We start from the raw sequence: 17,465 nt of genomic DNA on the forward strand, positions 1-17,465 counted from the left end.
CGAGCCCAGCGCGCCCGCTGCGGCCAGCGCGCCCGCCGAGCCCAGCGCGCCCGCCAGGCCCGACGTGGGCGCCGCGCCCGACTCGCCCGACCAGCCCCGCCAGGAAGACGCCGAAGGAGGCGCCGATGCAGCAACGCTATAACTTCGCGTTCTTCGACGAGGCGTCGAAGCGCGAGATCCGCCGCGCCGTGCTCAAGGGCGTGTGCATCCCGGGGTACCAGGTCCCCTTCGCCTCGCGCGAGATGCCCATCGGGCGCGGGTGGGGAACCGGCGGGCTGCAGATCACGCTGTCGCTCATCGGGCGGGACGACGTGCTCAAGGTGATCGACCAGGGCGCCGACGACTCGGTGAACGCCGTCAACATCAAGAAGCTCGTATGCGACACCACCGACGTGGACGTGACCGACGACACCGCGCGCGCCACGCTCATCCAGTCGCGCCACCGCATCCCCGAGCAGCCCCTCACCTCCAAGCAGATCCTCGTGCTGCAGGTTCCCACGCCCGAGCCCCTGCGCACCTTCGAGCCGAGCGAGGCGGCCACGCGCGTCCTGCACGCCGAGGCCGACTACACGGGCGCGTGGCTTGAGCTGTTCGACCAGATCGTGGCGTACGACACCACGGTGACCGGCGCCGACCACCCCGTGGTGGTGAACGGGCGCTACGTGATGGCGCCCTCGCCGATCCCGCGCTTCGACAACCTGAAGCTCGACCAGGCCGAGAACCTCACGCTCTTCGGCGCGGGGCGCGAGAAGAAGATCTACGCCGTGCCGCCCCACACCAGCGTGCGACCGCTCGACTTCGAGGACTACCCGTTCGTCCGCGAGCGCTTCGAGGGCGTGCGCTGCGCGCTGTGCGGCGCGGAGGGCGTGTTCTTCGACGAGCTGGAGGACGAGGCCACCGGCGAGGTGCGCTACCAATGCAACGACACGGCCTTCTGCGCGGCGCGTCGCGCGCAGCAGCGTGCGCACGGCGTCGCGCCCGATGACGCGGCGCCCGAAGGCGCGCCCGACGTAGTGCCCAGCACAGCATCCGACGCAGCGTCCGACGGCTCAGCACCCGATGCGGAGCCCGGCGAAGCGCCCGGCGAGAGGGAGGTGAGGTGACATGGCTGAGGAGCTGACCGCGCCCGCTGTCGCGTGCGAGGAGGACGCCCCGCAGCTTTCGGTCAGGGACCTCTCCCTGCGCTTCGGGCGGGGGTGCCCCGCCTGCCAGGGCGCGGCGTCTGAGCTCGCGGGCAACGTGTGCCCCGCCTGCGGCACGGTGCACGCCGTGCGCGCGGTGAGCCTGGAGGTGTACCCCGGCGAGATCGTGGGCATCGTGGGGGAGTCAGGCAGCGGCAAGTCGAGCCTCATGCGCTGCGTCTACTTCGACGAGCAGGCCACCGGCGGCGACGTGCGGGCGCTCCCCTTCGACGGCGGCGCGCGCAACCTGCTCGAGCTCTCCCCGCAGCGCAAGCGCGCGGTGCGCAACCAGGTGTTCGGCATGGTGTACCAAAACCCCCACCTGGGGCTGCGCATGGGCTTCTCGTCGCTGTCCAACATCGCCGAGGCCATGATCGCCTCGGGCGAGCGCAACGTGGGCGCCATGCGCGCCCGCGGAGAGGGCCTGCTCGAGCGCGTGAGCATCCCCCTCGCGCGCGCGACGTGCCCGCCGCGCGTGTTCTCGGGCGGCATGCAGCAGCGCGTGCAGATAGCCAAGGCGCTCTCCGCCAACCCGCCCATCCTGCTGCTCGACGAGGTCACCACCGGGCTCGACCTGTCGGTCCAGGCCGCCGTGCTCGACCTGATCCTGGACATCCGGCGCAGCTTCAACGTGAGCATGCTGGTGGTGAGCCACGACCTCGGGGTCATTCGGATGCTCGCCGACCGCACGCTGGTGATGCTGTCCGGGCGCGTGGTCGAGCAGGGCCTGACCGACCAGATCCTGGAGGACCCGCAGCATCCCTACACCCAGAAGCTCGTGAGCTCGCTTTTGTAGCGCCCCGCGCAAAGGCGGCCTTTCGGGCCTTCCCTCGCGAACCATGCCAGCCAGGCGGGCTGGCGCCAAGGAGAAAGAGAGCAAGCACATGGACGTCAACTCGTGCATCATCCGAGGCGGGGACGTGGTGTGCCCTGATCGCGTGCTCAAGGGCCATGACGTGGTCGTGCGCGACGGGCGCATCGAGGCCGTCGTCCCCACCGAGTCCGCCGAGCTCGACCTGCAGCCGGACGCGGCGTGCGGCGCGCTTCCCGTGATCGACGCGCGCGGGGCCCTCGTCACCCCCGGCCTCGTGGACATCCACTCCGACTACGTGGAGAACGTCGCCTCGCCGCGCCCGAGCGTCATCATGGATCTGGCGTCGTCGCTGTACAAGGCCGACCGCGAGCTGGTCAGCCACGGCATCACCACCATCTACCACTCGCTGTCGGTGTACGGCGAGACCATCTTCGACCACAAGCCCATCCGCAGCTTCAGCAACGTGAGCGCGCTGGTCGACCAGGTTGCGGCCATGCGGGCGGGCGAGGAGCGCGACCACCTGATCCGCCACCGCCTCCACCTGCGCGTCGAGCTCGACGCGGTGCGCCTGCTCGACGAGGTCACCGCGTACGTGGACGCGGGCAAGGTCGACCTGCTGTCGTTCATGGACCACACGCCCGGGCAGGGGCAATACGCCGACCTCGCGCTTTTCGCAGACACCATCAGGGGGTACCGCGAGGCGACCGACGAGGAGGTGCGTGACATCGTCGCGCGCCAGCAGCAGGCGCCCAAGCTCACCGCCGCGCAGGTCGTGAGGCTCGCGCGGCTCGCCGGCGCGCGCGGCATCTCGGTGGCGTCGCACGATGACGACAGCGTGGGGAAGGTGGAGGCCATGAGCGGCGCCGGCGCGCGGATCTCCGAGTTCCCCATCACGCTCGAGGTGGCCCGCGCCGCCCGCGCGCTCGGCATGCGCACGCTCGCCGGCGCGCCCAACGTGCTCATGGGGCACAGCCACTCGGGCAACCTCTCGGCGCGCGAGGCCATCGACGCGGGCGGCATCGACGTCTTGTGCAGCGACTACTACCCGGCGGCGCTGCTCGACGCGGTGTTCGTGCTGCGCGACGTGTGCGGGATGGACCTTGCCGCGGCGTTCGCGCTGGTGACGGCCAACCCCGCGCAGGCCGCGGGGATCGGCGCGGAGCTGGGCTCGATCGAGGCGGGCAAGCGCGCCGACGTGCTGGTGGTGCGCGAGATCGCGTGCGGCGCGGCGGGCCGCACCATGCCCGTGGTGACGCGCGCCTTCGTGGGCGGCCACTCGGTGTACCGCTCGCACTACCCCGACCAGCCGAGCGGCTACGGGCGCGACACGCGCGAGGCGCACGCGCGCGCGGGGGCTGCGCAAGCGGAGGCTGCGCCTGCGGCGAGGGCCGTGCCCGCAGCGGAGGCCGCGCAGGCGGCGGCTGGGCCTGCAGCGGAGGCCGCGCCTGCCGCGGCGGGCTCCCTCGTGGCGAAGGCGGTCTAGGCCATGGCGCTTCTGAGCATCGAGGGCCTCTCGAAGTCCTTCACCCTGCATCACGCGAACCGCCGCATCCAGGGCTGCCGCGACGTCAGCTTCTCCGTCGAGGAGGGCGAGTTCGTGGGCATCACGGGGAAGAGCGGCTCGGGCAAGTCGACCATCCTGCGCTGCATCTGGCGGACGAACGTGCCCGAGGAGGGGCGCATCCTGTACGACTCCGCGCGCTTCGGCATGCTCGACCTCATGACCGCGACGCAGCGCCAGGTGGTCTACTTGCGCCGCTACGAGCTCGGCTACGTGTCCCAGTTCCTGAGCGCGCTGCCGCGCCAAACCGCGTTCGACATCGTGCTGCGCAGCGCGCTCGACGCGCACGGCCCCTCGGGGGAGGGCCTCGCGCGCCGCGAGACCGAGCACATGCTTCGCCACTTCGGCCTCGGCGAGGATCTCTGGGACATCTACCCGCGCACGTTCTCGGGCGGCGAGAAGCTCAGGCTCAACATAGCCTGCGCCATGATAAAGCGCCCGCGGCTGCTTCTGCTTGACGAGCCGACAGCGTCTCTGGACAACGCCTCCAAGCTCAAGGTGCGCGCGCTCATCGAGCAGCTGAAGGGCGAGGGGACCACCATGGTGGGCATCTTCCACGACCTTGAGTTCATGGAGGGGCTGTGCGACCATGAGTTCAACATGCAGGAAGGGATGATGGCGTGAGCGCAGAAGAGCTCTTCGATATGACAGAAGGCGGCGCGGGGTCGGTTGACCTGCACGTGCACACCACGACCTCGGACGGGTCGGACACGTTCGCGGAGGTGATCGAGCAGGCGCGCGAGCGCGGCGTCGGCACGGTCGCCTTCACCAACCACGACACCACGCGGGGCCTCGGCCAGGCGCGCGCTCTCGGCGCGCAGGCGGGCGTGCGCGTGGTGGGAGGCGTGGAGATAAGCGCGTGGGACGAGAGGCGCGGGCGCAAGGTGCACGTGCTGGGGCTGGGCCTCGAGGAGGGCTCGCCGGCCGTGGAGGAGCTGTGCGCGCCCTTGCTCGATCGGCGGCGCGCCGCCACGCTCGAGCAGCTCGACCGCATCGTGGAGGCGGGGCTGCCGATTGACGTGGCGCGTGCGCTCGAGTTGGGCGAGGCGTCGACGTGCCTGTACAAGCAGCACCTCATGGCCGCGATGACCGACGCCTCCTATGCGTCAGCGGAGTACCAGGACTTGTACAGGCGCCTGTTCAAGGGCGAGGGCCCGTGCGTCCTGGAGATAGACTACGTCGACGCGCGCGACGCCGTGCGCGCGGTGGTGCGCGACGGCGGCCTGGCGGTGCTGGCGCACCCCGGTCAGCTCGACAGCTACGAGGCGGCGAGCGAGCTGGCGGCGGCGGGCCTCGGCGGCATCGAGTGCTACCACCCCGACCACACGCCCGTCGACCACGTCCGCTGCAAGCGCCTCGCCGACCGGTTCGGCCTTGTGCTCACGGCGGGCTCCGACTACCACGGCGCCTTCGGCCGCACGCCGCACCTTGGCTTCAGGATCCCGGAGGACTACGCCCTTCGCCGCGTCCCTTCCCGCTAACGGGCGGGGTCGACGGCGGGCGGCCCGGCCTTCGGCTACTCCTCGGGCTCGACCAGCGTGTTGTAGAGCTCGTAGAGCTCGGGGAAGGTGCGCTTGATGCTCACGGGCCGAAACGTCGCGCGCTCCACCGTGCATGCGGTGACGTGCCCGCTGACCAGCGGCTTGTCGTGCGCGGGATCCGCCCCTTCGCGGTAGACCTCCTGCAGGTAGGTGGTCTTGGTGGGCGCGCTCCTCACCACGCGCGTGACCACGAACGCGCCCTCGCCGTAGCGCAGCGGCTCCCCGTACTGGATGTCCACATGGAAGATGGGGCACATGTAGCCCGCTTCCTCGATCCGCTCGTAGGGAAAGCCGACCTTCTCCAAGAAGTCGGTGCGCGCGTCCTCGAAGTACAGCAGGTAGTTGGCGTGGTACACCACGCCCATCATGTCGGTCTCGTCGTAGCGCACCTTGATGGGGGTTCGAACTTGCATGGGTCTCGCTCCGTTCCTCGCGTCGTCCCTCCCATTATGGGGCAAGGCGGGGCTTTTTCGGCGCACATTTCGCCTGGGAGGCGGGTGGGGAGGAGGGGCGTGCCGCGCGAGCGAGCACCTGCTCGCTCGTGACGGCGAGGGCTTCGGCGAGCTCGCGCCCGTCGGCGCCGCGGGCCTCGGCGAGCAGGCGGAGCGCCTCCTCGAGCTGGGCGCGCCATGCCGCGGCCGACCACGTCTCGCCCGCGCGGGCGGGGGAGTCGGTCTCCAGCAGCAGCTGCTTTGCGGGGATGGCGCGCGCGTAGGCGCGCCCGCGCTTGCCGGCGAGCATGCGCGGCCCCACCGAGAAGAGGCAGCCGGCGCGCACCGCGCGGGTGAGCTCGTCGGAGGTTCCCGAGAACCAGTGGAACACGCAGGCGTGCTGGTCGAGGGCGCCTGAGCGCTCGAGCGCGTCGAGCACGTCGCTCGCCGCGCGCACCGCGTGCAGCGAGATCACCTTGGGTGATGCGTCGGCGTTGTCCCCCGCCGCCTTTCCGCAGCATGCCGCCAGCGCGCGCTCGAGCGCTGCGCGTTGGCGCGCGCGGCACTCCTCCTGTCCGCGCTCGCCCGCGAAGTCGAGCCCGACCTCGCCGACGAACCGCGCCTGGGGCGCGAGCCTCTCGAACTGCGCGACCGCCGCGGCGTCAACGCGCCCGTCGGCCACCCACCACGGGTGCATCCCGAGCCCCACGCGCACGTTCGCGCTCTCCGCCAGCAGCTCGCGTGCGGCGACGTAGCCCGCAGGCGTCACGGTGCACGAGAGCGCGCGCACGCCGAGCGCCGACGCGTCGCGTGCGAGCGCCTCGGGGCTCGCGGCGAAGTCCACATGGCAGTGCAGGTCGTAGAGCGCGGGGCTCTTCACGGGGCTCACGGGGCCTCCTTCGGTTCGTGTTCATTTGCTAGAGGTTGCGGGGCTCGTCGCCTCCCCATGATACGATGCTTCGGGTTTACCTCAAGACGCGAAAGATGGTTTTCACCGTGGATATGATCGTAGAAGTTCTGAAAGCGCTGCTCATCGGCATTGTCGAGGGCGTTACCGAATGGCTGCCCATCTCGTCGACGGGCCACATGATCCTCGTTGACGAGTTCGTCAAGCTGCAGGTGAGCCCCGAGTTCCTCGAGCTGTTCCTGGTGGTCATCCAGATCGGCGCCATCTGCGCGGTGCTCGTGCTGTACTTCCACAAGCTCAACCCGTTCTCCACGCGCAAGACGCCCGCCGAGCGCAAGGGCACGTGGCGGCTGTGGGGCATGGTGGTGATCGGCTGCCTCCCCGCCGCGGCCATCGGCCTCACGCTCGACGACTTCTTCAACGAGTACTTCTACAACGCCTGGACGGTGGCGATCGCGCTCATCGCGTACGGCGTGGTGTTCATCCTGCTCGAGCGCCGCAACCGCCGCCGCGAGGAGGCCTACCTCGCCTCCGTGCGCACCGAGCGCCCGCGCGGCCGCCACGCGCGCGTCGAGGCTGCGGCCCAGCTCGCCGACACGGCCGAGGACGTCGAGGCGGCGCTGTTCAAGGTGCGCACCGTCGACGAGATCGACTGGAAGACGGCGCTCAAGATCGGCTGCTTCCAGATGCTCGCGATCATCCCGGGCACGAGCCGCTCGGGCTCGACCATCATCGGCGGCATGCTGTGCGGCTGCTCGCGCACGGCGGCGGCGGAGTTCACGTTCTTCCTGGCCATCCCCGTGATGTTCGGCTGGGGCTGCCTGAAGGCGCTCAAGTTCATCATCGGCGGCCTGGTCATGAGCACCACCGAGATCGCGGTTCTGCTGACGGGCATCGTGACGGCGTTCGTGGTGTCGGTGCTCTCCATCAAGTTCCTCATGGGCTACATCAAGAACAACGACTTCACGGCGTTCGGCGTCTACCGCATCGTCGTGGGCGTGGTGGTGCTGGCCTACTTCGGCCTCAAGCTGGCAGGCGTCCTGTAAGGCGCGCCCTACAGGCGGTCGGCGAGCTCCTTCACCAGGCTCTCGGTCTTGTCCCAGCCCAGGCACGGGTCGGTGATCGACTTGCCGAACACGCCGCCGTCGACGGGCTGGTTGCCGTCCTCCAGGTACGACTCCACCATGAAGCCCTTCACCAGGCCGCGGATGGCCTCGTTGCGGCGGCACGAGTCGAGCACCTCCTTGCAGATGCGGAACTGCTCGAACGGCCGCTTGCCCGAGTTGTCGTGGTTGCAGTCCACGATCACGGCGGGGTTGCGGTACTTCTCGGACGTGTACGTCTCGGTGAGGCGCTCGAGGTGCTCGTAGTGGAAGTTGGGGTACGTGCGCCCGTCGAGCCCGATGTAGCCGCGCAGCACCGCGTGCGCGAACGGGTTGCCCGGCGTGGACACCTCCCAGTTGCGGTAGATGAACTCCTGCGGAGCCTGCGCCGCGTAGATGGAGTTCAGCATCACCGACGTGGAGCCGGCCGTGGGGTTCTTCATGCCCGTCGGCACCGAGAGGCCCGAGGCCACCAGGCGGTGCTCCTGGTTCTCGACCGAGCGCGCGCCCACGGCCACGTAGGACAGCAGGTCGAGCAGGTACTGGTAGTGCGCCGGGTAGAGCATCTCGTCGGCGGTGAACATCCCCGTGCCCTCGATCACGTGCAGGTGCATGCTGCGGATGGCCTTCACGCCTTCGAGCAGGTCAGAGGGTGCCTCGGGGTCGGGGTTGTGGAGGAGGCCCTTGTAGCCGGTGCCCTTGGTGCGCGGCTTGTTGGTGTAGACGCGCGGGATGATGATGATCTTGTCGTCGACCTCCTCGGCGAGCTTCGCCAGGCGCGTCATGTACGCGAGGACGGAGTCCTCGCGGTCGGCCGAGCACGGGCCGATCACCAGCAGCTTGCGCGCGTCCTCGCCTGAGAGCACGCGTGCCACCTGCGCGTCGAAGAGCTCCTTCTTCTTCGTGAGCTCAGCCGACAGCGGCATCTCCTCGCGGATGTCCTTGGGGATGGGCAGGCGGCGCTTGAAGTTCATTGCCATGGGTATTGCCTTTCCTTGCCGAGGCGCCTACGCGCTCGGCGTCTCCTTCATAACCTTCAGAAGCGTCTCGTAGATCTCGCGCAGCCCCTGGTCGTACAGGGGGCCTTCGCTGTAGGCGCTGATGCGCTCGAAGATCTCGCCCTCGCGCGCGGGGTCGTAGAGCTTCATGCCGAGGGTCGGCTTGAGCTCGCGGATGGCCAGGGAGTGGCCGGCGCGCTCGTTGATGAGCGCCACCAGCTGCCGGTCGATCACGTCGATCGCGGCGCGGTGCGCCTCGAGTTCCATGCGTGCGTGGCTCGTGTCAGGCATGGTTCGTTCCTTCCTTGGGTTCAAGCGGTAACGAGAAACGGCCCCCGCCAGGCGAGGGCCACTCGTGTGGTGCCATGATAGCAAAAGGCTTGTCCGGGGCGGCGAACTTCTTTGGTTAGAGCGCCACGACGTTTCTGGATCACCAGAAGAAGATGGCGTTGATCGTGAAGTACAAGATGAGCAACACGACGATCCCAATGGCGATGCCCACGATGGCAATCCACCATCTGATCCATTTCTTTGCTCGCCCTACATCGTTGTAGATCGAGTTCAGCTGAACAGCATCTAAGTTCTTTTCGCGCACGTCTTGGACGTCGAGGTCGTGTACCAACTCGTCAAGGCTCAGGCCGTAGTAGTCGCTCAGCAGAACAAGGCGTTGGAAATCCGGATAGGATTGCGCCAGCTCCCACTTGGAGATCGTCTGTCTTGACACCCCGAGCTCGTTTCCTAACTCCTCTTGGGAAAGGTGCTTTGATTTTCTCAGCTCGATGAGCTTTTCGTTGAAGTTCATTTCTTCCTCCTTATGCGGTTGAGCAATGTGTGCAACGTTGCGGCTCAAATGTATCGAGCGATGGGGAGGGCAATCAACCAACAATGGTTTGCGATATGTCAACTCAGAACGGCATCTCAGCAAGAACAGGATCCTTCATCGTTAGATTCTGCCATCATAGAGGTTGGTGAGAAGAGGTTGCGAAACTACAGGGCGAACCTCAGGCATCTTTAAGGCAAGATGGCAAGCTGGGACAAAGTGTGCAAGTGAAATGACAGCTTCGGAACCATTCGAGTTAAATAGGTGCAGAACCATGTCGCTCAACAGCCATTTCTTTTTAACAGCCTTTTTGACCCGACTGTTAGAAAGAGTGTCAGATGGCCTTGTAGGCGCGCTCCTTGCGGCCGCCAGTCTTCTCGAGCAACCCTTCATCGACCATTGCATTAAGCAGCCTTCTCGCCGCGTAGTCCTTTTCGTTAAGCAGTTTGACAGCGGCGGCTGATTAGGCGCTAGGGTTCCGATTGCCATGAATGCCCCGTATTGCTTGATTCAGGACATTGGAAGACACTAGCGGACGATAATCCCGCAATTTAGGACAATGTCCGCAAATGTCCGGAATCGCCCCTACTGGTCTGTCTCGGGTGGCAAAAGATAGCGCCGGCTTCTCGTCGTGCCCGTGGCGACGACTCTTCCCTCGGCCACCAGCGCGGAGATGTGGCGCCTCACTGTTCTCCCCGTCACATCGGCGATGGCCGCCACACCGGGCACCGTCGCGTACCCGTAGTCCCTCATCATCTGGAAGATGACTTCGTCCACGCTAAAGGACGTGCCCATGGCAGATGCGGCGCCTTTGAGGATGGGGATGGATGCCTCGAAGACGTCCCCCTCGGTCAGCATCGGCTGCGCCCCGCCATACGCCCAGGAGTACTTGAAAAGGTTGCGCGTGCCGCTGCCAAGCGTGTCGGCGCGCCCGATGTTGGCGAAGAAGTCGGCGATTATGGGGTTCTTGGGCAGTGGGTTGAACCGGTCGGGCGTGAGCGGGCCGATGAAGCGCGGCCTGCTGGCGTTCTCCGTGCGGATGCCGTCGACGTCTATGACCATCTTCGCCGGGAAGGGGCTCGTGTACTCGCGGTGGATGAGCGTGTTGGCGATGAGCTCGCGGCAGATCACGTCGATCGCGGCGCGGTGCGCCTCGAGTTCCATGCGTGCGTGGCTCGTGTCAGGCATGGTTCGTTCCTTCCTTGGGTTCAAGCGGTAACGAGAAACGGCCCCGCCAGGCGAGGGCCGCTCGTGTGGTGCCATGATGGCAAAAGGCTCTCGCGGGGCGGCGAACTTCTTCGCCCCGCCTCGCGGTTTTCCGCTTGCGGCCGGCTGTGAATGCTATCACCTCATGTTTCTAAGCTGCCGTTGTTTCTGTCGGGTGATTACAAGCGATAAGCCGTAGCGAGAGCGCGATGAGGCCCACCTGGCGCGGCTCCATGGAGCACAGGAGATGCTTCATCCCCTTTTGGCAATCACGAAGAACGTCATGGACGCGGCATCCTCTGCGATGGGCACGCTTACGCGATTCGCGCGCTTTCCGAAAAGCTCGATGCCCCAGTCGGTGTCGAAGGTGGGAAGCGATGAGGACCTCACAACCTCGAGATAGTCGTCCATTCCCTCTTGGTATATGAACCGCGCATGGGGCATGTGGTCGGGGCAGACATTGCCCCAAGACCCCAGAGCTTTGTAGACGAGGAAAACCCCGGTGTCTATCTCGTCAAACGTGACCGATTCCTTGAGCGCAAAGGGATGGGCGGGCAGAACGGACACATGAAGGTGCTCCGTGCCGAGCTCCCTGCACTCGAGATCGGGGTCATCGAGCTTGTGGGTGAGGATGATGTATTGGAACCGGTTGTCTTTGAGGCCGGTTATCAGCTTGTCTTCGTCTTCCTGGGTTACCTCGATATGGGCCGCAGGGAGATCCTTCAGCATCGCGCGCTTCAAAACGAGGCCCGGAGCCGGAGCGCAGGTGCCGATGCTCACGAGGGTGGAGCCGTCCTGGTTGGCGCGCACATGCTTGACCAGCTCGTCTTCCAAGGCCAAGATCCTCTTCGCGTATTCGACGGCCATCTCTCCGTTCCCGTTGAGGCGGAGGCGGTTCTTCTCGCGAGTGAAGAGCGGCACCTCCAAGAGCTCTTCGAGCTTTTGTATGCTGCGTGTCAAAGTAGGCTGGGTTATATGAAGCTTCGAAGCCGCTTCGGACAGCGTCTGATATCGGGAGATTCCCACCAATTGCTCAAGAAGGTAGAGCTCTATCACGAAGGCACCTCGAACAGGACTTGTTCCGTCGTCCAACCAGCCGTTCACATCGTCTGGCTATAAGCATGACGCATAGCCCAAATCGCTCTATCGAAACTATACGCCGTGCGTATACCACTATACCTGATTTCGATTTCACAGGCCGCCTCGCACCTCCTATTCTTGAGAAATCACCGAGTCGACGACAGAAGGAGATGCCAATGGAATACGCGACTCTGCCCAATGGCCTGAAGATGCCCCTTGAGGGATTCGGGGTCTTCCAAATCCCCGATCTGAAGGAATGCGAGGACAGCGTCTACGCTGCGATCAAGAACGGTTATCGGCTCATCGACACCGCCTCCGCCTACGCCAACGAAGAGGCGGTGGGCGCTGCGGTCAAGCGAGCCGTCGAGGACGGCATCTGCACTCGCGATGAGCTCTTCGTCACCACGAAGCTCTGGATCCAAGATTACCCGGATGCTGAGGCTGCCTTCGAATCGTCTCTGAAGAAGCTCGGCATGGATTACGTCGACCTCTATCTCCTGCACCAGCCCATAGGCGACTACTACGCAGCCTGGCGCTCGCTTGAGGAGATCTACCGGTCGGGCAAGGCGAAGGCCATCGGCGTCTGCAACTTCTACTCCGAGCGCATCACCGACCTGTGCCTTCACGTGGACATCAAGCCCATGGTCAACCAGGTGGAATGCCATCCGTTCTTCCAGCAGAGCGAAGCTCTGAAGGTAGCGGAAGAATTCGGGTACACGCTAGAGGCTTGGGGCCCGCTTGCGGAAGGAAGCCACGGCATCTTCACCCATTCGGCGCTTACCGCCATAGGGGAGAAGCATGGGAAGACGGCGGCCCAGGTGGCGCTTCGCTTCAACGTTCAGCGCGGGATAGTCGTCATCCCCAAGTCCGTTCATGAGGAGCGCATCGAGGAGAACTTCGACATCTGGGACTTCGAGCTCACCGACGAGGACATGGAGGCCATCGAAGCCCTCGACCTCGGTCATAGCGAGATCATCGACCACAACGACCCCGCCACCGCCAAGTTCCTGAGCTCTTTCAGCATCCACGACTAGGCTCGCTGCTATCCGCCAAGATCGAAAAGGAGAACATGATGACCCGCATCGCCGATAAAGCCGAGTTCGAGAAGGAAGACACCTTCGGGGTCGGCGCGCCCAACGAGATCTTCGCCCAGTATTTCGTGGGCGACTCGTTCCTGAAGCCGCTCAACGAACCGGGTTCCTCTCCCGTGTTCGTCGCGAACGTGACCTTCTCCCCGGGATGCCGCAACAACTGGCACATCCACCATGCGAAGGAGGGCGGCGGCCAGATGCTCCTTTGCACCACGGGCGAGGGCTGGTACCAGGAAGAGGGGAAGGAGGCCGTGAGCCTCACCCCCGGCACCGTGGTGGAGATCCCCGCCAACGTCAAGCACTGGCACGGCGCCAAGAAGGACAGCTGGTTCTCCCATCTGGCAGTCGAGATCCCGGGCGTCGACGCGAGCAACGAATGGTGCGAGCCTGTGACCGACGAGGTCTACGAGGGTCTCGAGTAGCGCTTTCACTTGAGGATTGCCTATCCCGATGAAGACATGGGTTTGGCAAGGTTTGCCTCAGATCTGGTTGAAGACGGCTATGTGACGTGCGGAGCTTTGAACATGACGGCGGTGCTCGCCAAGCGCGTGACTGAGATGGCACCTGCTCGATCGCCGGGCGCGTTTGTGACGCCCCGTACCATCTTCCCGACAACGGAAGACGGTGCGGGGCTTTTCACGTTTGAAGGCTACGGCATTCACTCCTTGACAGGGGATTCGGCGTCCGAGCGGCCGCTCTGGCAGCGAGCGAACGTAGCCTATGCCGTAGTCGTTCCCCTGCAGCGCGATGACGTCCATGGCGCCGTTGGGCACGAACGCCAGGTCGAGAGCGTCCTCTGTCGAGAGACATGCAGGCACTCGCAGGAGCATCCCCGTGAGGCGCGCGGCGCGCCCGGGCACTTTGGCGGCGATAGCGAGTCTGTTCGCAGCATGATGGACGGGCTGGGCGGCCACCTCTCGTTCGGCCAGGTGAAGGTGTTTGCGTGCGCCCGCAACTGCGATGCGGCGACGGCGCGCCTGGTGAGGCGTCTCGCTAAACCGTCTAACAATATATGGGCTCGAGGTCAATCAGCTTGGTCCCAGATGGCCCTTCGTGGCCACTGCATCACAACATCACCATCAGTTGATCTGCGCTTACCCCGCGCATCCTGATGGCGTATTCCGATTAATGCATTGACAGATTTGAATATATAGATATACTGGCTTCAACGTATTGATGTTTGTCTATGAATAGGGTAGCGAATGGAAGCAATCGGAACATTTTTGATGGATCAAGTGCTCAAGATGCAGTGGCTATCTGATCTGGTGGCCATGCTCGTCGGCGCTTTCGGGTTGGATGTCGCCTCCCAATGGGGAGGAACGCTCCATTTCTTCATCTACGACACCATCAAGATCGTCATTCTTTTGTGCGTGATGATCTTCATCATCAGCTACATTCAGAGCTACTTTCCGCCCGAGCGCAGCAAGCGCATACTCGGAAGGTTCAAGGGTATCTGGGGCAACATCGTAGGAGCGCTCCTCGGTACGGTGACGCCGTTCTGCGCCTGCTCTTCCATTCCGCTGTTCATCGCATTCACCCGTGCGGGCCTCTCGCTCGGCGTGACCTTCTCCTTCCTCATATCATCTCCCATGGTGGACATCGCCTCCATCATCCTCATCATGAGCATCTTCGGACCTCATGTAGCGGCCATATACACGATCGTCGGGCTCGTCATCGCCGTCGTAGGCGGAACCATCATCCAGCACCTGAACATGGACGACCAGGTTGCCGACTTCGTTCGCGGGGAGGCGGTGGATGCCGGTCAGGCTGAGGCCATGACGAAGAGGGAGCGTGCGTCCTACGCGCTCGGCCAGACCGGCGAGACGTTCAAGAAGGTGTTCCCGTTCATCCTCGTCGGCGTCGCTATCGGTGCGCTCATCCACAACTGGATCCCCCAGGGCATCATCGAGGCCGTTCTCGGCGACGGCAATCCGTTCGCCGTGGTGCTCGCAACGCTCATTGGCGCGCCCGTCTACGCCGACATCTTCGGCACGATCCCCATCGCCGAGGCGCTTTTCGGCAAGGGCGTGGGGCTGGGCACCATCCTCGCGTTCATGATGAGCGTCACGGTGCTCTCGATCCCGTCGCTCACCATGCTCTCGCGCGTGGTGAAGCCCAAGCTGCTCGCTACGTTCGTCGGCATTTGCATCGGAGGCATGATCATAAGCGGATACCTCTTCAACTGGCTGCAACCCCTATTCGTGTAAGGAGAAGAAAATGGGTTTGTTCGGAAAGATGTTCGGCAAAGACAAGGACGAGAAGAAGAGCTGCTGCTGCGAGATGGAGATCGTGGAGGCGCCCGAGGACGAAGAGACGACCGACGCCTGCGGCTGCGGACGCGGCTGCGAAGCGCCATTCGGCGACGCGGTCACGCTCACGGTGCTCGGCCCCGGATGCAAGCGCTGCCATGAGCTCAACGACAACGCGCTCGCCGTTGCGGTGAAGCCGGGCAGGACGGTGAACGTGGAGTACGTCACCGACCCGATCGCCATAGCTGAGGCGGGCATCATGTCCACGCCCGCGCTTCTCGTGGACGGCAAGGTGGTTTCCCAGGGCAAGGTGCTCACGGCTGCCGAAATCGAAGGATTGCTGTAGCTGCTGCGGCGACCGGGAAGGAGCGTGCCGATGAGCAAGAATAATGTTCGCGCTTGCGCTTATCTTCCTGGCCGTTGCCGCAGTCACGTTCGGTTTGGCCTCTGGCGAGGCGTTCGCTGTCATAGTTGGTCCGCTCATCGAGGTTCCTGTGCTGATTCTTCCGGCGAATGCTTCGCTTGCTTCGGGTAGGAGGTGGCACGTGCTCGGGGGTGGATGCTCGAAAGTCTGAAAAGGCACTTGACGAACACGGGCTCCTGCCACAATATATCGACAAACATCAATGCCAATCGATAATCAGATGTGGGAGATCATGGATCTAGAGAAGACAGCATTGTTATTCAAAGCACTCGGAGACGAGAACCGGCTTCGGATACTGGAGCTCATTGCTGCGAAGGAGGATCTTTGCGCATGCCGCATACTCGATGAGCTGGAGATTACGCAGCCGACCCTCTCGCACCACATGAAGATCTTGAAGGATGCGGGTCTGGTCAACGCGCGAAAGCAGGGGCGCTGGATGCATTATTCAATCAGCGACGGCGCCATGCAAGAGGGCATTGAGAGCTTGCAGCGTTTCTGCATGAGCTAGACGAGCTGCGTCTGGAGGGGCAGTGACGTCGTTTATGCTGAATCGCGTGAACCATGCCCGGCTTCTCCTTTTCTTGGCAACGGCGTAGGGGGTTGCCTCGTTCGCTCTGAAGCGGCTCGCGTTGGCAAGATACGTCCAGCCGACCTCGTTGCCGTCCGAGTCGATCAGGACATAGAGGTTCGGGTCCGGGGTTCTCTCGACGCGCCCGGAAGCGCGGGCCCCGCTTTCGTCCTGGGCCTGCCATGACAGCTCGCCCTGATCCTCCTGGCCTTCTGCGAAGCTCAGGAATCTCCCGCTGTTTTGCCCGGGCTCCAGATACGTGCCTCTGAGCTCGAAGCCTTCGGCGGCTCCTTGGCGCATGTCCTCCAGCTCGGCAGCGGCCCCGATCGAGAACACGGAAAGCGCGACTACTGCCAGAAGGCCCAATCCTGCAGCTACGTAACAGCCCGAACGCTTGAAGCTCATAGCGAACACCCCCTCGGGATGGAGCGGATCGGCTTCGCGCAAAGCGCAACCTCATTGTGCTCTGTTTTGCGCAGGAAGCAATCCAGGCAGGCATGTTCCGCACAAAGCACAACCGGGGGACGGAGGTCCTCCATGGAAGTTGAGCATGAAACCGACCCAGTTGACCGACCCAGTGCCGACCCAGTTGACCGATCCAGTTGCAAGGCTGTGTGTCGTCCTGACGGGCGGGCCTCTCAGCATAAGCAAGGCGATGGGGCTTCTCGGTCTTTCGCAGAAGCGCAATTTCCGAGAAAGGCATCTGAACCCGGCGCTTGAGTTGAATTGCATCGAGCGAACGATGCATGTCCGATTACGGCTACCTTTTGAACGCGCACGGCATATACTCTTACGTGAGACATGAAGGAGCCGGATCCATGGTCGTAGGCACATAAGAACGCGAGCGAAGGAGAACCATGTACTGCTGCAGCGAATACGACTCACCCATGGGGAAGCTCACCATCGCGAGCGACGGCGTGGCCGTGTGCGGGCTCTGGCTTGAGGGGCAGAAGTACCATGGAGCCACCGTGTCCGAAGAGATGGTGCGAAGCGACGAGGCCGGCGGGCTCGCCGAGCTGCGCGCATGGCTCGACGCCTACTTCGCCGGCGAGCGACCCGACCCTGCGAGCGTGCCCTTGGCACCCATCGGGAGCGAGTTCCGGCAAGCGGTCTGGCAGAAGCTGCTCGAGATTCCCTACGGCGAGCTGACCACCTACGGCGCCATCGCGCAGGCCCTCAAGGAGGAGCGCGGGAAGGCCTCGGCGCTCGCGGTGGGAGGAGCCGTGGGGCACAATCCCATCTCCATCATCATCCCGTGCCACCGCGTGGTGGGCGCAGACGGGAGCCTCACTGGCTACGCGGGAGGCCTCGCGCGCAAGACGTGGCTGCTCGAGCATGAGGGCGTCGACATGGGGAACCTCTATGCGCCCAAGAAGGGCACGGCGCTGTAGGGACCGCATCGCTGACAGTGGTACAGGGCTCTGCGCCAGACGGAGAGGGGGCTTGCGCGGTCGGGGGTCGCACGGGCGGTGGGCTTTCGGCGTCAAGGAG

The 17,465-nt window shown here is 64.5% G+C and carries 21 protein-coding genes; 13 read left to right on the forward strand and 8 right to left on the reverse strand.

Annotation, left to right across the window (positions count from 1 at the left end; all coding sequences use genetic code 11):
- Nucleotides 1-125: 125 nt before the first annotated feature.
- The 5 genes from HRL41_RS00005 (at nt 126) to HRL41_RS00030 (ending at nt 5,037) form a co-directional block, all read left to right on the forward strand.
- On the forward strand, nt 126-1,103 hold the full coding sequence (locus tag HRL41_RS00005; RefSeq protein ID WP_172134959.1) for an alpha-D-ribose 1-methylphosphonate 5-phosphate C-P-lyase PhnJ: 978 nt from the start codon (nt 126-128) through the stop codon (nt 1,101-1,103).
- 1 nt (nt 1,104) lies between these two features.
- Complete coding sequence (locus HRL41_RS00010) at nt 1,105-1,977, forward strand: ATP-binding cassette domain-containing protein (RefSeq protein WP_172134960.1); 873 nt, start codon at nt 1,105-1,107, stop codon at nt 1,975-1,977.
- A gap of 88 nt (nt 1,978-2,065) precedes the next feature.
- The gene (gene phnM, locus HRL41_RS00015; RefSeq protein ID WP_216662427.1) at nt 2,066-3,478 is read left to right on the forward strand and encodes a phosphonate metabolism protein PhnM; all 1,413 of its coding nucleotides are present in this window, start codon (nt 2,066-2,068) and stop codon (nt 3,476-3,478) included.
- A gap of 3 nt (nt 3,479-3,481) precedes the next feature.
- Nucleotides 3,482-4,180, forward strand: a complete 699-nt coding sequence (locus HRL41_RS00025) for a phosphonate C-P lyase system protein PhnL (protein WP_165173702.1) — start codon at nt 3,482-3,484, stop codon at nt 4,178-4,180.
- Nucleotides 4,177-5,037, forward strand: coding sequence for a PHP domain-containing protein (locus HRL41_RS00030; RefSeq protein ID WP_371808770.1), 861 nt, complete (start codon nt 4,177-4,179; stop codon nt 5,035-5,037). The genes HRL41_RS00025 and HRL41_RS00030 overlap by 4 nt, the downstream gene beginning before the upstream one ends.
- Nucleotides 5,038-5,072: 35 nt before the next feature.
- On the opposite strand, the gene HRL41_RS00035 is transcribed toward HRL41_RS00030, so the two are convergent.
- Complete coding sequence (locus HRL41_RS00035; protein ID WP_172134961.1) at nt 5,073-5,510, reverse strand: thioesterase family protein; 438 nt, start codon at nt 5,508-5,510, stop codon at nt 5,073-5,075.
- A 34-nt stretch (nt 5,511-5,544) separates the two neighbouring features.
- A complete protein-coding gene (locus tag HRL41_RS00040; protein ID WP_172134962.1) occupies nt 5,545-6,417 on the reverse strand; it encodes a TatD family hydrolase in 873 nt (290 codons plus the stop codon).
- Nucleotides 6,418-6,530: 113 nt separating this feature from the next.
- On the opposite strand from HRL41_RS00040, the gene HRL41_RS00045 reads away from it, so the two are divergent.
- A complete protein-coding gene (locus HRL41_RS00045) occupies nt 6,531-7,481 on the forward strand; it encodes an undecaprenyl-diphosphate phosphatase (protein ID WP_172135024.1) in 951 nt (316 codons plus the stop codon).
- A gap of 8 nt (nt 7,482-7,489) precedes the next feature.
- Here the strand turns inward: HRL41_RS00045 and HRL41_RS00050 are convergent, their stop codons facing one another.
- From HRL41_RS00050 to HRL41_RS00070, 5 genes are all read right to left on the reverse strand, one after another.
- On the reverse strand, nt 7,490-8,518 hold the full coding sequence (locus HRL41_RS00050; protein ID WP_172134963.1) for a 3-deoxy-7-phosphoheptulonate synthase: 1,029 nt from the start codon (nt 8,516-8,518) through the stop codon (nt 7,490-7,492).
- A gap of 27 nt (nt 8,519-8,545) precedes the next feature.
- Nucleotides 8,546-8,827 (reverse strand): chorismate mutase, encoded by a 282-nt coding sequence (locus tag HRL41_RS00055; RefSeq protein WP_172134964.1) that lies wholly within the window; start codon nt 8,825-8,827, stop codon nt 8,546-8,548.
- Nucleotides 8,828-8,966: 139 nt separating this feature from the next.
- Entirely contained in the window at nt 8,967-9,338 is a 372-nt protein-coding gene (locus HRL41_RS00060) for a helix-turn-helix domain-containing protein (RefSeq protein WP_172134965.1), read from the reverse strand.
- Between the two features lie 603 nt (nt 9,339-9,941).
- Nucleotides 9,942-10,544: a hypothetical protein gene (locus HRL41_RS00065; RefSeq protein WP_172134966.1), complete on the reverse strand. Its 603-nt coding sequence runs from the start codon at nt 10,542-10,544 to the stop codon at nt 9,942-9,944.
- A gap of 270 nt (nt 10,545-10,814) precedes the next feature.
- A complete protein-coding gene (locus tag HRL41_RS00070) occupies nt 10,815-11,618 on the reverse strand; it encodes a LysR family transcriptional regulator (protein ID WP_172134967.1) in 804 nt (267 codons plus the stop codon).
- A gap of 200 nt (nt 11,619-11,818) precedes the next feature.
- On the opposite strand from HRL41_RS00070, the gene HRL41_RS00075 reads away from it, so the two are divergent.
- The 5 genes from HRL41_RS00075 (at nt 11,819) to HRL41_RS12350 (ending at nt 15,914) form a co-directional block, all read left to right on the forward strand.
- Nucleotides 11,819-12,676: an aldo/keto reductase gene (locus HRL41_RS00075; RefSeq protein ID WP_172134968.1), complete on the forward strand. Its 858-nt coding sequence runs from the start codon at nt 11,819-11,821 to the stop codon at nt 12,674-12,676.
- Between the two features lie 38 nt (nt 12,677-12,714).
- Nucleotides 12,715-13,155, forward strand: coding sequence for a cupin domain-containing protein (locus HRL41_RS00080; RefSeq protein ID WP_172134969.1), 441 nt, complete (start codon nt 12,715-12,717; stop codon nt 13,153-13,155).
- Between the two features lie 804 nt (nt 13,156-13,959).
- Nucleotides 13,960-14,940 carry a permease gene (locus HRL41_RS00085; protein WP_216662429.1) on the forward strand — a complete coding sequence of 327 codons (981 nt, stop codon included), beginning with the start codon at nt 13,960-13,962 and terminating at the stop codon, nt 14,938-14,940.
- 10 nt (nt 14,941-14,950) lie between these two features.
- The gene (locus tag HRL41_RS00090) at nt 14,951-15,328 is read left to right on the forward strand and encodes a thioredoxin family protein (RefSeq protein WP_172134971.1); all 378 of its coding nucleotides are present in this window, start codon (nt 14,951-14,953) and stop codon (nt 15,326-15,328) included.
- Nucleotides 15,329-15,638: 310 nt separating this feature from the next.
- A complete protein-coding gene (locus HRL41_RS12350) occupies nt 15,639-15,914 on the forward strand; it encodes a metalloregulator ArsR/SmtB family transcription factor (RefSeq protein ID WP_172134972.1) in 276 nt (91 codons plus the stop codon).
- Here the strand turns inward: HRL41_RS12350 and HRL41_RS00100 are convergent.
- Complete coding sequence (locus tag HRL41_RS00100) at nt 15,852-16,379, reverse strand: hypothetical protein (RefSeq protein WP_172134973.1); 528 nt, start codon at nt 16,377-16,379, stop codon at nt 15,852-15,854. The two genes, HRL41_RS12350 and HRL41_RS00100, sit on opposite strands and share 63 nt — an antisense overlap.
- A 145-nt stretch (nt 16,380-16,524) precedes the next feature.
- On the opposite strand from HRL41_RS00100, the gene HRL41_RS12355 reads away from it, so the two are divergent.
- Nucleotides 16,525-16,779, forward strand: coding sequence for a Fic family protein (locus HRL41_RS12355; protein ID WP_371808771.1), 255 nt, complete (start codon nt 16,525-16,527; stop codon nt 16,777-16,779).
- Nucleotides 16,780-16,831: 52 nt separating this feature from the next.
- Entirely contained in the window at nt 16,832-17,365 is a 534-nt protein-coding gene (locus tag HRL41_RS00105) for a methylated-DNA--[protein]-cysteine S-methyltransferase (protein WP_172134974.1), read from the forward strand.
- Nucleotides 17,366-17,465 lie beyond the last annotated feature (100 nt).

Source organism: Adlercreutzia sp. ZJ473 (assembly GCF_013185065.1).
Classification (GTDB): domain Bacteria; phylum Actinomycetota; class Coriobacteriia; order Coriobacteriales; family Eggerthellaceae; genus CAAEEV01.

Coding starts and splice junctions, on each gene's coding strand:
- HRL41_RS00005 (WP_172134959.1), top strand. CDS start 126: ATGCAGCAACGCTATAACTTCGCGTTCTTCGACGAGGCGTCGAAGCGC.
- HRL41_RS00010 (WP_172134960.1), top strand. CDS start 1,105: ATGGCTGAGGAGCTGACCGCGCCCGCTGTCGCGTGCGAGGAGGACGCC.
- phnM (WP_216662427.1), top strand. CDS start 2,066: ATGGACGTCAACTCGTGCATCATCCGAGGCGGGGACGTGGTGTGCCCT.
- HRL41_RS00025 (WP_165173702.1), top strand. CDS start 3,482: ATGGCGCTTCTGAGCATCGAGGGCCTCTCGAAGTCCTTCACCCTGCAT.
- HRL41_RS00035 (WP_172134961.1), bottom strand. CDS start 5,510: ATGCAAGTTCGAACCCCCATCAAGGTGCGCTACGACGAGACCGACATG.
- HRL41_RS00045 (WP_172135024.1), top strand. CDS start 6,531: ATGATCGTAGAAGTTCTGAAAGCGCTGCTCATCGGCATTGTCGAGGGC.
- HRL41_RS00050 (WP_172134963.1), bottom strand. CDS start 8,518: ATGGCAATGAACTTCAAGCGCCGCCTGCCCATCCCCAAGGACATCCGC.
- HRL41_RS00055 (WP_172134964.1), bottom strand. CDS start 8,827: ATGCCTGACACGAGCCACGCACGCATGGAACTCGAGGCGCACCGCGCC.
- HRL41_RS00060 (WP_172134965.1), bottom strand. CDS start 9,338: ATGAACTTCAACGAAAAGCTCATCGAGCTGAGAAAATCAAAGCACCTT.
- HRL41_RS00065 (WP_172134966.1), bottom strand. CDS start 10,544: ATGCCTGACACGAGCCACGCACGCATGGAACTCGAGGCGCACCGCGCC.
- HRL41_RS00075 (WP_172134968.1), top strand. CDS start 11,819: ATGGAATACGCGACTCTGCCCAATGGCCTGAAGATGCCCCTTGAGGGA.
- HRL41_RS00080 (WP_172134969.1), top strand. CDS start 12,715: ATGACCCGCATCGCCGATAAAGCCGAGTTCGAGAAGGAAGACACCTTC.
- HRL41_RS00085 (WP_216662429.1), top strand. CDS start 13,960: ATGGATCAAGTGCTCAAGATGCAGTGGCTATCTGATCTGGTGGCCATG.
- HRL41_RS00090 (WP_172134971.1), top strand. CDS start 14,951: ATGGGTTTGTTCGGAAAGATGTTCGGCAAAGACAAGGACGAGAAGAAG.
- HRL41_RS12350 (WP_172134972.1), top strand. CDS start 15,639: ATGGATCTAGAGAAGACAGCATTGTTATTCAAAGCACTCGGAGACGAG.
- HRL41_RS00100 (WP_172134973.1), bottom strand. CDS start 16,379: ATGAGCTTCAAGCGTTCGGGCTGTTACGTAGCTGCAGGATTGGGCCTT.
- HRL41_RS12355 (WP_371808771.1), top strand. CDS start 16,525: ATGAAACCGACCCAGTTGACCGACCCAGTGCCGACCCAGTTGACCGAT.
- HRL41_RS00105 (WP_172134974.1), top strand. CDS start 16,832: ATGTACTGCTGCAGCGAATACGACTCACCCATGGGGAAGCTCACCATC.